14 protein-coding genes are annotated in these 12901 nt (G+C 45.5%); 6 read left to right on the top strand and 8 right to left on the bottom strand.

What is annotated here, in order from left to right; genetic code table 11:
• The 6 genes from crp to AB4653_RS11535 form a co-directional block, all read right to left on the bottom strand.
• On the bottom strand, positions 1-624 hold a 624-nt coding region (gene crp, locus AB4653_RS11560), incomplete at its 3' end, for a cAMP-activated global transcriptional regulator CRP (RefSeq protein WP_372104202.1).
• Positions 625-865: 241 nt separating this feature from the next.
• Positions 866-1735 (bottom strand): phosphoribulokinase, encoded by an 870-nt coding sequence (locus AB4653_RS11555; RefSeq protein ID WP_012604929.1) that lies wholly within the window; start codon positions 1733-1735, stop codon positions 866-868.
• A 77-nt stretch (positions 1736-1812) separates the two neighbouring features.
• Positions 1813-2025, bottom strand: coding sequence for a YheU family protein (locus AB4653_RS11550; protein WP_009848921.1), 213 nt, complete (start codon positions 2023-2025; stop codon positions 1813-1815).
• 102 nt (positions 2026-2127) lie between these two features.
• The gene (locus AB4653_RS11545) at positions 2128-3120 is read right to left on the bottom strand and encodes a hydrolase (RefSeq protein ID WP_009848922.1); all 993 of its coding nucleotides are present in this window, start codon (positions 3118-3120) and stop codon (positions 2128-2130) included.
• A gap of 278 nt (positions 3121-3398) precedes the next feature.
• On the bottom strand, positions 3399-3869 hold the full coding sequence (locus tag AB4653_RS11540) for a TIGR02444 family protein (RefSeq protein ID WP_009848923.1): 471 nt from the start codon (positions 3867-3869) through the stop codon (positions 3399-3401).
• Positions 3866-5788: an ABC transporter ATP-binding protein gene (locus AB4653_RS11535; protein ID WP_017096560.1), complete on the bottom strand. Its 1923-nt coding sequence runs from the start codon at positions 5786-5788 to the stop codon at positions 3866-3868. Before AB4653_RS11535 ends, AB4653_RS11540 begins: the two co-directional genes overlap by 4 nt.
• 174 nt (positions 5789-5962) lie before the next feature.
• On the opposite strand from AB4653_RS11535, the gene kefG reads away from it, so the two are divergent.
• The 5 genes from kefG (at position 5963) to AB4653_RS11510 (ending at position 10559) form a co-directional block, all read left to right on the top strand.
• On the top strand, positions 5963-6547 hold the full coding sequence (kefG, locus tag AB4653_RS11530) for a glutathione-regulated potassium-efflux system ancillary protein KefG (protein WP_009848925.1): 585 nt from the start codon (positions 5963-5965) through the stop codon (positions 6545-6547).
• On the top strand, positions 6534-8330 hold the full coding sequence (kefB, locus tag AB4653_RS11525; RefSeq protein ID WP_009848926.1) for a glutathione-regulated potassium-efflux system protein KefB: 1797 nt from the start codon (positions 6534-6536) through the stop codon (positions 8328-8330). The genes kefG and kefB overlap by 14 nt, the downstream gene beginning before the upstream one ends.
• Before the next feature lie 158 nt (positions 8331-8488).
• Positions 8489-8689 (top strand): YheV family putative zinc ribbon protein, encoded by a 201-nt coding sequence (locus tag AB4653_RS11520; RefSeq protein ID WP_009848927.1) that lies wholly within the window; start codon positions 8489-8491, stop codon positions 8687-8689.
• A 94-nt stretch (positions 8690-8783) separates the two neighbouring features.
• Positions 8784-9374 carry a peptidylprolyl isomerase gene (gene slyD / locus AB4653_RS11515; RefSeq protein ID WP_009848928.1) on the top strand — a complete coding sequence of 197 codons (591 nt, stop codon included), beginning with the start codon at positions 8784-8786 and terminating at the stop codon, positions 9372-9374.
• Between the two features lie 219 nt (positions 9375-9593).
• Positions 9594-10559 (top strand): isoaspartyl peptidase/L-asparaginase family protein, encoded by a 966-nt coding sequence (locus AB4653_RS11510; RefSeq protein WP_009848929.1) that lies wholly within the window; start codon positions 9594-9596, stop codon positions 10557-10559.
• Positions 10560-10741: 182 nt separating this feature from the next.
• On the opposite strand, the gene AB4653_RS11505 is transcribed toward AB4653_RS11510, so the two are convergent.
• Both AB4653_RS11505 and AB4653_RS11500 read right to left on the bottom strand, forming a co-directional pair.
• Entirely contained in the window at positions 10742-10969 is a 228-nt protein-coding gene (locus AB4653_RS11505; protein WP_009848930.1) for a SlyX family protein, read from the bottom strand.
• A gap of 5 nt (positions 10970-10974) precedes the next feature.
• The gene (locus AB4653_RS11500; protein ID WP_009848931.1) at positions 10975-11952 is read right to left on the bottom strand and encodes a WD40 repeat domain-containing protein; all 978 of its coding nucleotides are present in this window, start codon (positions 11950-11952) and stop codon (positions 10975-10977) included.
• 131 nt (positions 11953-12083) lie between these two features.
• On the opposite strand from AB4653_RS11500, the gene fkpA reads away from it, so the two are divergent.
• On the top strand, positions 12084-12836 hold the full coding sequence (fkpA, locus tag AB4653_RS11495) for an FKBP-type peptidyl-prolyl cis-trans isomerase (RefSeq protein WP_372104200.1): 753 nt from the start codon (positions 12084-12086) through the stop codon (positions 12834-12836).
• Positions 12837-12901 lie beyond the last annotated feature (65 nt).

Genomic DNA, 12901 nt, shown 5'->3' with positions numbered 1-12901 from the left:
GCCGTATACCACGATGGTCTTACCGTGTGCAGAAATTAGGTTCTGCTCTTCTAGCATCTTCAAGATACGACCTACGGTCTCACGAGAACAACCAACAATCTGGCCAATCTCTTGACGAGTGATCTTGATTTGCATGCCGTCAGGGTGAGTCATTGCATCTGGCTGTTTTGCTAGGTTTAGTAGCGTTTGAGCGATACGACCTGTTACGTCAAGGAACGCTAAGTCACCAACCTTTTGGCTAGTTACTTGTAGACGGTTTGCCATTTGCGCTGAAAGACGCATTAGAATATCTGGGTTCACTTGGATAAGTTGACGGAATTTCTTGAAAGAAATCTCAGCCACTTCACAAGGAGATTTTGCACGAACCCATGCAGTACGCTCTTGGTCTTCTTCGAACAAGCCAAGCTCACCGATGAAGTCGCCTTGGTTTAGGTAAGAAAGAATCATTTCCTTACCTTCTTCGTCTTTGATAAGAACTGCCACAGAACCTTTAACGATGTAGTACAAGGTTTCTGCCTTTTCACCAGCATGAATCAAAGTACTTTTTGAAGGGTACTTATGAATATGACAGTGTGAAAGGAACCACTCTAATGTTGGATCGGTTTGGGGTTTACCTAGAACCATAATATCTTACTTCCTCTGCAGGGTATGCTTGCCGCTTTCCATATTTTAGCTAAGCCTGAATTGACCTAGCTAGGATAAGAGCACTCGTTGAGTGCTGCAAGCTATCTTGTGTTTCGTTTAAGAATAGTATCCTTTTTCAGGTACTATTTCTTGATTTTAATCGTGACCAAGCTACGATTTTTTACGCAAAATTGTGCACATGATCACGGTATGAAAAGTAATCAACCAGAATGTTGTTTTGTTAGCCTATTTTCCCGGTTTCTATAAGTTGTTGCAGGATCGGCCTTACAATGAGCTCCATAGCAAAACTCATCTTGCCTCCTGGCACCACAAGCGTGTTATGACGTGACATAAATGAGCCATCAATCATAGCCAACAGGTAAGGGAAATCGACGTTTTTGATGCCGCGCAAACGTATAACCACGAAGCTTTCGTCTAAACTTGGGATCCCTTTTGCATTCAGTGGATTTGATGTATCTACGGTAGGGACACGCTGAAAGTTGATATGAGTACGCGAAAACTGCGGGGTAATGTAGTTAAGGTAATCATCCATTGAGCGAACAATAGAATCCATCACCGCTTCGCGAGAGTGACCACGATCGCGTGTGTCACGAACGAATTTCTGGATCCACTCCAAGTTTACGATAGGTACCATGCCGATAAGCAGATCGACGTGTTGAGAAACATTGATGTCACCATCGACTACGCCACCGTGAAGACCTTCGTAGAACATCACATCCGAGTTTTCAGGGATCTCTTGCCATGGCGTAAAGGTGCCGGGCATTTGATTGTAAGGCACGGCTTCATCGAAGGTATGCAGATAGCTACGGACTTTTCCCGTGCCTTCATTGCCGTATTGACGGAAGAAATCTTCTAATGCACCAAAATCGTTAGCTTGTGGACCAAAGTAGCTGATGTGTTTACCTTGCTCGCGCGCCTTACGGATCTCGACATCCATCTCTGGTCGAGTGAAGCGATGGAAACTATCCCCTTCAACCCAAGCCGCCTTCACGTCCATCATATTGAACATTTTTCGGAAGGCTTCTGATGTAGTGGTGGTGCCGGCTCCAGATGAACCCGTCACCGCAATAATTGGATGTTTAGCGGACATGACAACCCTTGTCTTTTGAGTAACTTACTTGTTAGCAATCGTTTACCACTATAACACGGCTCCTTTATGAGCGCAGCTTAGAAGCGTTTTGTGACTTGAATATCAACGGTTTCATGCAGTTCAGAAAACACGATACTCACTTCTCCTGAGGCTAATTGATGTTTCACTTGGTCAATTTTGTTTTGCAGTGAAACTTCTACGTCACCATAGTCTGTACCTTCACGCAGTACGAATTCTTTGATGAGGTTTTGCAGTGTCTCTGGCGCAATGTCTTGCCACGGGATGATCATAAATACTTCTCTCTTTTATGTTCATGGATAGGTTTATTGTTGTAGAAATGAGTGAGCTTAGTAATATTTTTACTGCTATTTACTAAGACTCGTCATTATGCATTATGCCGAATCTTGTAGACTTTCATAGTAGGCGGGTAATGCTTCTTCTAACCAAAATCTTGGCTTGAGTGTGCTGCCGGTAATGAACCCCACATGACCGCCTTTTTGAAACAGTCGATAATCGATGTTATCAGGCAGAACGAACTTTGGAATCACATCATCGGTCATGAAAGGATCGTCCTTGGCATGAATGATCTGAGTTGGTAGTTTGATCTTCTTGAGTTTAGGCAGTGCGGAGCATTGTGCATAATAATCTTGGGCATTTTTGAACCCATGCAGAGGCGCCGTGATTTGTTCATCAAACTCATACAGTTTGGTGATCTTCTTAATGGTTTCCGCTGTGACCCCCAGCTTTTCCTGTAGCAGGTTAACTTTTTTCAAGGCGTTTGATTTTAGAGAGTTGAGTAGATACTTCTTATAGAGCTTGGAGAAGCCCTGCTCAATGCGACTAGAACAACAAGCCAAGTCAAATGGAGCTGATACTATGGTCGCCGCCGACAGCAATGGGTCGTCGGCATACTCAGCCAAATAATTCGCCAGCATGTTACCACCCAAAGAGATACCAACTGCAACTTTGGGGTTGCTGGGGAACTGCGCGTGCAGATGCCTTAGGAAAAAGCGCGCATCTTCGACTTCACCTGAATGGTATGCACGAGCCAAGCGATTTGGTTTTCCGCTGCAACCTCTAAAGTGCATCATCACTGATAGCCAACCATCTTTAGCAAATGCATTCATCAGCCCGTTGGCGTAAGGGCTCTCAAAGCTCCCTTCTAATCCGTGGAATAGAACGAATATTGGCTTGTTACTTTTATCATCATTGCTTGGCGTGTCACCGTCTGGCGATTCACTCCATGCAAGGTCTAGGAAATCGCCGTCGGGAGTTTCTAAGGTCTGCCATTGAGGAGCAAACAACGCCTGCTTTCTAATAAATCTTGGCACTAAGGTTTGTAAATGTGGATTCGATAGGCCAGCGGCAGCGGTAAATATTGTCATAAAAACAGTCCATGCTTCTTTTATGGGCTTTGATAAAGTGTTGAGCTTTTAGCGAAACGCCCACGTTTTTATTTGAGCTTGGTTGATTCTTAGCATAAGCGCAAGGGTTTCACTGATATGATCGACCAAAACAGGTGATGGGTAACTGGTTGAATAATATCAAGGTTGGGCGTATTAAAGACTCACCCCCAAATGTTTTTTAGTCAGCATGCGATCATGGTAACGAGCGAGCGCAGTTAAGCTTGGAGCTTGATTGAATAAAAGGAAAAGGAAATGCGTTAGGGCTGTGGTGCTGGTTCAGAAAAAGCGTCGTAGAGGTTTTCCGCCCCTAATAAACGACAGTACTGTAAAGCGAGCGGTGATTGTTGGTTCGCTGTAAGTTGAAGAGACTTAATGCAGTCGACGAGATCGGACTGTTGTTGCTTTTCAAGCTGCAGCTCAAATTGTAAGGCTTCACGGTAGAGTGAATCAACAACGTGTGCTTTGAGGTGTTTACGCAGCTCTCGATAACTATGAAGCAAGGTTTCAGAGCGACTTAAGCATTGTTGCACCTTGTGCCACTCCTCCTCAGCGAAAGAGAGTTGCTGCTCATCAAGCCATTTGAGAAGCAGCAGTAGATTGACGTTGCCATGGAATTGGTTTTGCAAAGCTAAGCACGCATCCTTAACACCGCGCACACTGTAATACTGAAGGCTAAATTGCCATAGTCGTTCCAGTGTTAGTGATATTGGTGCGTGCTCTGGGCTCATAAGCTATCCATATCCAGTTCCATCTGCTCAAGCTCTTCTTGAGTGGACATCCAATCCATTTCAACTTCTTCTAGCTGTGACTTACTGCTCGCTTGTAGAGCGAGTACTTTATTCAGTTTAGCCTTATTTTCAGCTTCATACAGTGAAGTATCGGATAATTCTTGCTCGGCTTCTTCAAGAGCTAACGTTAATTTATCCATCTGCTTTTCAAATTGAGTCAGCTTTTTACGAATTGGTGCCGTTAGTTTCCGGAACTCTGCTTCTTTACGTTTCTGATCTTTTTTTGCTGCTGCACTGTTGGCGCCATCTTTTGCTGGTGCCAATGCTTGTGCTTCTTTGCGCTCAACTTTCTGTTGTTCGGTTAGCCACTTGTAGTAATCGCTAAGGTCACCATCAAACGGTGCAACTTGACGGTCGTGTACAAGGTATAAATCATCAGTAGTGGCACGAAGTAGGTAGCGGTCGTGCGATACGATAACCATCGCGCCTTCAAACGTCTGTAATGCAAACGTTAGTGCCTGACGCATATCGAGATCCAAGTGGTTGGTTGGTTCATCGAGTAGTAATAGGTTCGGTTTTTGCCATACCAGCAGAGCCAATACCAAACGCGCTTTTTCACCACCGGAGAAGGGGGCCACTTTATCGAGTGCTTTTTCACCTTGGAAGCCAAAGCTACCTAGGTAGTCACGCAGTTGTTGCTCGGTGTGTTTTGGCGCAATCTGCATCATGTGTTGAAGTGGTGTCTCTTCAGGGTGCAGCGTCTCTAATTGGTGCTGTGCAAAGTAACCCATTTTAACGCCTTGCGAATAGCTCAGCTCACCACCTTGCTGTTTCAGTTCGCCAGAAAGCAGTTTAATCAGCGTTGATTTACCAGCACCATTTCGACCAAGTAGACCAATACGGCTGCCCGGCACTAGGTTCAAGCGAATCTTCTCTAGAATCAGATTGTCATCGTAACCCGCCGATACCTCGTCCATCATCATGATTGGGTTTGGTAGTGCGTCTGGTTCTCTAAATTCAAAGCTGAAAGGGTTATCAAACTGAGCGGGCAGTACTTGTTCCATTTTCTCTAGCGCTTTAATACGGCTTTGCGCTTGGCGAGCTTTTGAAGCTTTGTAACGGAAACGGTCAATGTAGCTCTGCATGTGCGACATTTGTTTCTGCTGCTTTTGGTACATCGCTTGTTGCAGAATTAGCTTTTGCGCTCGTTGGGTTTCGAACGACGAGTAGTTACCGGTGTATTCATTGAGCAGTTGATTTTCAACATGCACGATGCGGTTGACGATAGGATCCAAGAAGTCCCTATCGTGTGAGATAAGAACGAGTGTGCCTGGGTAGTTTTGTAACCAGCGCTCTAGCCACATTACAGCGTCTAAATCCAAGTGGTTGGTTGGCTCATCGAGTAACAGTAGGTCACTGCGACACAGTAGGGCTTGCGCTAGGTTCAAACGCATACGCCAACCCCCTGAAAATTGAGTCAGGTTCCATGTCATTTGTTCTTGGCGAAAGCCTAGGCCGTCTAACAACTCAGCCGCGCGTGCTTTGATGCTATAACCACCAATGGTTTCAATCTTGCCATGGATCTCTGCGACTAATGTGCCGTTGTCGGCTTGTTCGGCTTTCTCCAGTTGATCTTCAAGGCCACGGTATTCACGGTCGCCATCAATCACGTATTCAATTGCTGTTCTTTCTAATGCAGGTGTTTCTTGAGCAACCCAAGCCATTTCCCAATGGGCTGGTTTACTGAATGAGCCTGCATCAATAGACAGTTCGTCCTTAATTAGGGCGAACAGCGTAGATTTACCACAGCCATTCTTACCAACCAAACCGATCTTGTCGCCAGGGTGAAAAGTCGCAGATGCTTGGTCGAGGAGTGGCTTACCGCCGCGTAGCAATTGAATATCAGAGAAAGTAATCATAATTGAAATAGCATAGAAATTAGAGGTGAACAGACGCCTGCATAGTAGGCTGAAACCAGATAAAAGTCGATCACAATGCAATTTGCGTTATGATGCCAATAACATATTAGTAACTTTTGCTTAAATTCTTGTGGCCTTGCCACCGTTTAGCCTTCAAAGGAATGTTTCAAAGGAATGAGTAATACTCCCTCGACAGACAACCCCGTGCCAAAGGTGCTGGTCATCTATGCGCACCCAGAGCCGCAAACCTCTATCGCTAACCAGATCATGGTTAAAAAGATAGAGTCGCTTGGGAATGTCAAAGTCCACGATCTCTACGCCATCTATCCTGACTTCTTTATTGATGTGCCTTCTGAGCATGCATTGCTGCTTGAATATGATGTGATCGTGTTCCAACACCCTTTGTTTATGTATTCCTGCCCATCACTACTTAAAGAGTGGTTTGACCGAGTATTAGGCAAGGGTTTTGCGTTTGGTGAGCAAAGTGCGCTTAAAGGTAAACACTGGCGCAGTGTGATTACTACCGGTGGTAAAGAAGAGGCGTTTGGTGCCGCAGGCTATAATAAATATCCATTACAAGAGATTTTGCAACCATTCGAGCTAACTGCTGCTTTGTGTCAGATGCACTGGATATCCCCTTTGGTTTTACACTGGGCACGAAATGTCACCGATATGACGCGTTACCAACACGCAGAAGCGTATCGAAATTGGTTGCGAGACCCGCTACAAGATATAGGAGCGAATGATGGCTCTGACTAACGATTTTCTACAAAGTAGCGTTATATTTTTAGCTGCTGCTGTGGTTGCGGTTCCTATCGCACAGCGCGCTGGATTAGGGTCGGTACTCGGTTACTTATTAGCGGGTGTGGCGATTGGCCCTTGGGGGCTTGGTTTAATCAGTGATGTAGAGGCGATTCTACACTTCTCCGAATTCGGGGTGGTACTGCTGCTCTTCTTGATTGGTCTCGAACTTAATCCGAAAAAACTGTGGCAGATGCGAGCCCCCATTCTAGGACTTGGTGGCGCGCAAGTGCTGATCACCACTCTGATTATTACCGCCATCGCGTGTATGTTTGGTTTAACTTGGCAAACTAGCTTAGTCATCGGCATGGGTTTAGCTTTGTCTTCGACCGCTATTGCGTTGCGTGTTATTGAAGAGCGAGAGCTTGGTGGCAAAGAAGCGGGGCAGTCTGGCTTTGCGGTATTACTTTTCCAAGATATTGCCGTAATCCCTATGTTGGCGATGCTGCCTTTGCTTGCTGGCAATACGGGCGGCAGTTGGGCTGACATGTTGTGGATGCTAGGCGGTGTGATTGGCTTGCTTGTCGGTGGTCACTTCTTGTTGAGACCACTGTTCCGATATGTAGTCATGAGCGGTGTGCGTGAGTTGTTCACGGTAGCAGCGCTGTTATTGGTGATTGGTATTGCCGTCATCATGCAGCAGATTGGTTTGTCGATGGCATTAGGTACTTTCTTGGCGGGCGTACTTCTGGCTGAAAGTGAATATCGACACGAGCTTGAAATCGCGATTGACCCATTCAAAGGGTTACTGCTTGGCTTGTTCTTTATTTCGGTTGGTATGGCGGTGAATTTAGGTTTACTGGCAGAAAGCCCATTCGCAATATTGATTGCGGTGTCGTCTCTGGTCGTGTTGAAAGGCTTGGTGTTGTATGCGCTGGCTCGTATCTTCGGTACTCAAACTAAAGCGCGTAGCCGTATGGCGATGATCCTTAGCCAAGGTGGTGAGTTCGCCTTCGTTATTTTTACCGCGGCGAGCGCACAAGGCATCTTAAGCGGCGACCAAGTGTCGTTCTTACTGGTTGTTGTGAGCCTTTCTATGGTGACCACACCATTGATGCTTAAGCTGCAAGACCGATTTTTTGCTCGCCAACTTAATCAAATCAGTGAAAGCGCGATGTCTTCAGATGTGGTTGATCGTAGTCCTCGAGTGATTATTGCGGGCTTTGGTCGTTTCGGTCAGATCATTGGTCGCTTGATGTACGCCAATAAGATTCGTATCACCGTCCTTGAAAGTGATGCCAGCCAAATACATATCCTTAGGAAGTTCGGCTACAAGGTATTTTACGGTGACTCTACTCACCTTGAACTATTACGAGCTGCGGGAGCTGACAAGGCAGAAGCCATTGTGTTATGTACCGATTCTCCTGATGAAATCATGAAGACCGTCGATTTGTGTAAGCAGCACTTCCCACAGTTGAAGATCTTAGCGCGTGCACGAAGCCGTGTTGAAGCGTATCAATTACTTAACCATGGTGTGAGTAACTACTCGCGTGAAACCTTCCTTGGGGCATTAGATTTAGGTCGTCAAACATTGACCGAACTTGGCATGCATCCATATAAAGCGAAGCGAGCAGAAGCACACTTTAGGAAACTGGATAATGGTATGCTGAAAGAGTTGCTGCCTCAGCATAACGAAGATGCCGAGTTAGCCCAAAGAGCGAAAGAGGCTCGCAAAGAGCTTGAAGAGATTTTTGGACACGAGATGGAAAATGATCACCAATCTCGAAACTATTGGCAGTAGCTTGAAGTGATAACTAATGCTAGAGCTCTAGAAATATAGCTTGAGCTCTAGAAATAAAAGTCTAGATAACTAATCTAATAATAAACGTGGTCTCTGCTTTGTCTTTAATAGATCTAGATCGGAAGAACTGCGAATCCAGAGTTGTAAAGGATATGAACGTGAAACAGAAAAAACGCTTTATCGCAGGGGCGAGCTGCCCAAGCTGCAAGACTCAAGACACACTCCGTTGGTGGATTGAAAATAATATCGAGCTGGTGGAATGTGTCGATTGTGACTTCACAGAACAGCGTAAACCGAAAACTGTAGAGAAATCTGAACACGCGAATCAAGAAATGATCGGTATTTTTAAGCCTGAGTGATTGAGTTTCGTCAATTGATCCCCATAATATCCGGGTACAGAATTTTTCCTAAGCTCAACTGTTCGAGCTTAGTCCAAACCTCCTTGGAGCTCTCATGAAAATTGAAAAGAACGTAGTAGTTAGTGTTGCATATCAAGTGAAACTTGAAGATGGCGTAGTAGTTGACCAATCAACTGCAGAAGCTCCACTAGATTACCTTCACGGTCACAACAACCTAATTACAGGTCTTGAAAAAGAGCTTGAAGGCAAAGTCGCTGGCGACAAGTTCTCAGCAACTGTTACTCCAGAAGACGCTTACGGCGAGCACAACGATGACCTAGTTCAACGTGTTCCTGCAGACGTATTCCAAGGTGTTGAGCAAATCGAAGTTGGCATGCGTTTCCTAGCGGATACTGACCAAGGTCCAATCCCAGTTGAAGTTACTGAAGTAGATGGCGACGAAGTTGTTGTTGACGGTAACCACATGCTAGCTGGCCAAACTCTAACGTTTGACGTTGAAGTTGTAGCGGTTCGTGAAGCGACTGAAGAAGAAGTTCAACACGGTCACGTACACCAAGAAGGCGGCTGTGGCGGTCACGACCACGATCATGATCACGAAGGTGGTTGCTGTGGTGGCGAAGGCCATGACCATGCTGAAGAGAAAAAAGACGGCTGCTGCGGCGGCGGTAGCTGTGGTTCTCACTAATACCGAATTAACGGTTTAGTTTAAGAATATTGAAAACCTCCCTTGTGGAGGTTTTTTTCGTTTAGGGTGCTAGCTTTTTGAGTTGGCTTTTCGTCTACCAAACTAAATGCCCGCAAATCTAAGCGTTCGTAAATAGTTTGGTTTTCGCTATCAGACATCAAACCTTGGATGTGGTATTGATAGCACAACATTATAAGTCGACGTCAGTGGAGAGTTTGTATGTCACAGCCTTTTTCAATTGCCATTCATGGTGGTGCAGGCACCATCATACGAGAGCAAATGAGTGATGAATTAAAAACGGGTATTACCGAGGCTTTGGAAAAATCGGTTTTGGCTGGCTATCAAGTATTACAGTCGGGTGGCGATGCGCTAGATGCAGTGGTTGCTTCAGTTAAGGTGATGGAAGACAGTCCCCACTTTAATGCCGGTAAAGGTTCTGTTCTGACTCATGATGAATTTGTTGAGATGGATGCTTCTGTGATGCACGGTCGTGAAATGGATGCGGGGGCTATTGCCGGTGTCCGCCATATCAAAAATCCAATTGAGCTTGCGCGTGATGTGATGCTTAAAAGCGACCATGTGCTACTGATTGGTGAAGGCGCCGAGAAGTTTGCGTTTGAGCATGACCATACTTTCACCGAGCAAGATTACTTCTTTACTGAGCGTCGTTATGACCAACTTCAGTTGATGAAAGAGAAAGGTATTTTTGCTTTGTCTGAAGCGAAATATGATGAAGAGCAAGCAGATAAATATCCAGATGATAAAAAGTACGGCACGGTTGGCGCGGTCGCATTAGACCAAGCCGGAAACTTAGCAGCCGCAACCAGCACTGGTGGCGTAACCAATAAAAAATACGGTCGTGTGGGAGATTCTCCAATCATCGGTGCAGGCACTGTTGCTGAAAATGGCAACGTGGCCGTTTCAACAACAGGTATGGGGGAGTTCTTCCTTAGAAAGATGGTTGCCAGTGATGTGGCGGCACGAATGCGTTATCTCAAGGAAGATGTGCATACGGCTTGTGAAACGATTATTCAAGGTGAATTGAAAACCATGGGTGGTGAAGGAGGCTTGATTGCTATCGATGGACAAGGTGATATTCATTTCGGTATGAACAGTTCAGGAATGTACCGTGCGAGTGTTGATACTAATGGCTGCGTGGAAGTAAAAATTTATGCCGATGACTAAGTTTGTATTGGCTTAACTGACTTTAGTTGAATTAGCGCAGGTTAAACAAACAAAAGGGCGACAGATAAGTATCTGTCGCCCTTTTGGTTTTCTATGTCCCGTCCTGACATGTGTTTACACATTGAGGACGAAAAACTAACGATATGCGTCACTAGAACTAATTCGTTATCTTTAAAGCGCACTTAATAGTGTGGAGGGGGCGTCTCTTCTGATGCGTCAGCGAGGTTTGAGCCATCCATATTTTTTACTTTGCCAACCACGAACTTCATCTGGTCTTGCATTCTCGTGATCAACATCTGTTGTTGGCTAAGCGCTTCATTAAGTTCTTCAATGGTTTGCTCTTGGAAAGCCAACTGACATTCTAGGTCATTCACGCGGCTTTCTAATTGTTCAACTCGCTTTTCTGTCATCGTTCTTAATCCACATTCCAAGCTTGGGCAATGCCCGCAGAGGTGCCCGATATCACACGGTTCTTATCATCAAAGGCTGCATCATACACTACCGCACGAGGAGGGCGAGCATCTTTTAATGGCTCGGCGTCGTGGCGAGAAATGCGTTTGCCATCTTGAGTATTCCACACGCTCACTTGGCTAGATGGCGTACCTGTTACCAACATACTGCCGTCATCAGAAAAGCGAGCACTGGAGAAAATTAGCTGTCGAGACCAGCTCTGCAATTGAGCTTGAGGTTCACCTGTCTCAAGATCCCAGATCATCGCTTGATTCCCTCCATCGGAGGTAAAAGCTAGCTCTCCATCTCGTTGTAAGGCAACTCGTACGACTCTTTGTTCGTGCTCGAATGTACGCAATACCAAGCCTGATTCGGTATCCCAAAGGTAAGCTTTATAGTCGTTACCGCCTGATAATGCGTAGCGCCCATTCGAAGATAGGGAGACGGAATTAACTTTTTCTCGGTGAGCGAGGAACTCCAGACGGCGTCCGGTGACTAAGTCCACATAGATAGCTTTGCCATTAGATAGGCCCAGCAGTACTTTTTCACCGTTGCTAGAGATATCAACATCGCGAATTAAGCCATCGGAAATCGACCATAGCCCTTCAGCTTGTGTCCAAGATAAGTCCCAAACGGCGAAATTCATCTGACTGGCGGTAATGGCAAAGCGACCATTGTCAGAGATGCGAATACGCGATACTTGATTTTCGGATTGATCTTGTGGACCAAGCTGAGCCAGTTCTTTGTTCTGGGCAAGATCCCAAAGGAGCAGCTGTTTTTGCTGCGAGTAGAGCAGCGCGAAGCGTCCATCTCTACTTAGGGCAAAGCTGGTGGCGCCGTTGGGTTCAATTTCCCAGCGTTGGTCATCATCTTGGAAGAAAAAGCAGCCATTTAACAAGGTGATGACAATCGTACATAGCAATGAGTGGAAAAATATTCGCATCACATCCAATAATCCGGTTTGTGTCGAAAGACATATGACTAGTATATTGTTATAACTAACGTATTCACACCAATCTAATCATTAGATTTGTGCACAATAACCAATGGCTTGGCCATTAATTGGAGAATTCAATGAAATCAGTTTTAAAAGTATCACTGCTTGCCGCAACGGTTATGCTAGCAGTTGGTTGTCAGAAAGAAGAACCAAAGGCAGAAGCTCCACAGGTAGAAGAAGTTAAAGTTGCAGCAGTAAACTTTAAAACAGAAGATGACAAAGCGGCATACGCGATCGGTGTATCTTTCGCTAACTACTTAAGCACAAGCATTGATAAGCCAAGCGAGCTAGGTATTAACCTAGACAAAGCGATGGTTCTTCAAGGTATCGAAGACGTATTCGCAGAGAAGACGGCACTTAACGAAGAAGAGACGCGTGCAGCTCTTGAAGCTCTAGACAAGCGTGTTGCTGAAACGATGCAAGCACAAGCGGCAGAAAAGTCTGCAGAAGTGAAGAAAGCGGGTGATGACTTCCGCGCTGAGTTCGCTAAAACTGAAGGCGTTAAGCAAACTGAATCTGGTCTACTTTACCAAGTAATGACGGCTGGTGAAGGCGCTTCTCCAAAAGACACTGATACGGTTCAAGTACACTACAAAGGTACGCTAACAGACGGTACTCAGTTCGACAGCTCTTACGATCGTGGCGAACCAGCAACATTCCCACTAAACCGCGTAATCCCAGGCTGGACTGAAGGCGTACAACTGATGCAAGTGGGTTCTAAGTACAAGTTCGTTATCCCGCCAGAGCTAGCATACGGTGAGCAAGACACACCGACTATCCCAGCTAACTCAACGCTAGTATTCGAAGTAGAACTTCTAGCAATTCTTTAATTTCTATAAAAACCTTTAGTAAAACAAAAAACTATAGGTAAATTAGACTGAATTAGCTCAACGGC

Origin of the sequence: Vibrio sp. 10N.222.48.A3, from assembly GCF_041475345.1 — a bacterium.
GTDB lineage: Bacteria > Pseudomonadota > Gammaproteobacteria > Enterobacterales > Vibrionaceae > Vibrio > Vibrio tasmaniensis_A.
The sequence above is the reverse complement of the archived record's forward strand: the minus strand, read 5'-3'. Positions and strand labels throughout refer to the sequence as shown.

Excerpts from the sequence above, each read along its gene's own strand:
- slyD (WP_009848928.1), top strand. The coding sequence starts at position 8,784 with ATGAAAATTGAAAAGAACGTAGTAGTTAGTGTTGCATATCAAGTGAAA.
- AB4653_RS11555 (WP_012604929.1), bottom strand. The coding sequence starts at position 1,735 with ATGTCCGCTAAACATCCAATTATTGCGGTGACGGGTTCATCTGGAGCC.
- AB4653_RS11535 (WP_017096560.1), bottom strand. The coding sequence starts at position 5,788 with ATGATTACTTTCTCTGATATTCAATTGCTACGCGGCGGTAAGCCACTC.
- AB4653_RS11500 (WP_009848931.1), bottom strand. The coding sequence starts at position 11,952 with ATGCGAATATTTTTCCACTCATTGCTATGTACGATTGTCATCACCTTG.
- AB4653_RS11510 (WP_009848929.1), top strand. The coding sequence starts at position 9,594 with ATGTCACAGCCTTTTTCAATTGCCATTCATGGTGGTGCAGGCACCATC.
- AB4653_RS11550 (WP_009848921.1), bottom strand. The coding sequence starts at position 2,025 with ATGATCATCCCGTGGCAAGACATTGCGCCAGAGACACTGCAAAACCTC.
- fkpA (WP_372104200.1), top strand. The coding sequence starts at position 12,084 with ATGAAATCAGTTTTAAAAGTATCACTGCTTGCCGCAACGGTTATGCTA.
- AB4653_RS11545 (WP_009848922.1), bottom strand. The coding sequence starts at position 3,120 with ATGACAATATTTACCGCTGCCGCTGGCCTATCGAATCCACATTTACAA.
- kefG (WP_009848925.1), top strand. The coding sequence starts at position 5,963 with ATGAGTAATACTCCCTCGACAGACAACCCCGTGCCAAAGGTGCTGGTC.
- AB4653_RS11505 (WP_009848930.1), bottom strand. The coding sequence starts at position 10,969 with ATGACAGAAAAGCGAGTTGAACAATTAGAAAGCCGCGTGAATGACCTA.
- AB4653_RS11540 (WP_009848923.1), bottom strand. The coding sequence starts at position 3,869 with ATGAGCCCAGAGCACGCACCAATATCACTAACACTGGAACGACTATGG.
- kefB (WP_009848926.1), top strand. The coding sequence starts at position 6,534 with ATGGCTCTGACTAACGATTTTCTACAAAGTAGCGTTATATTTTTAGCT.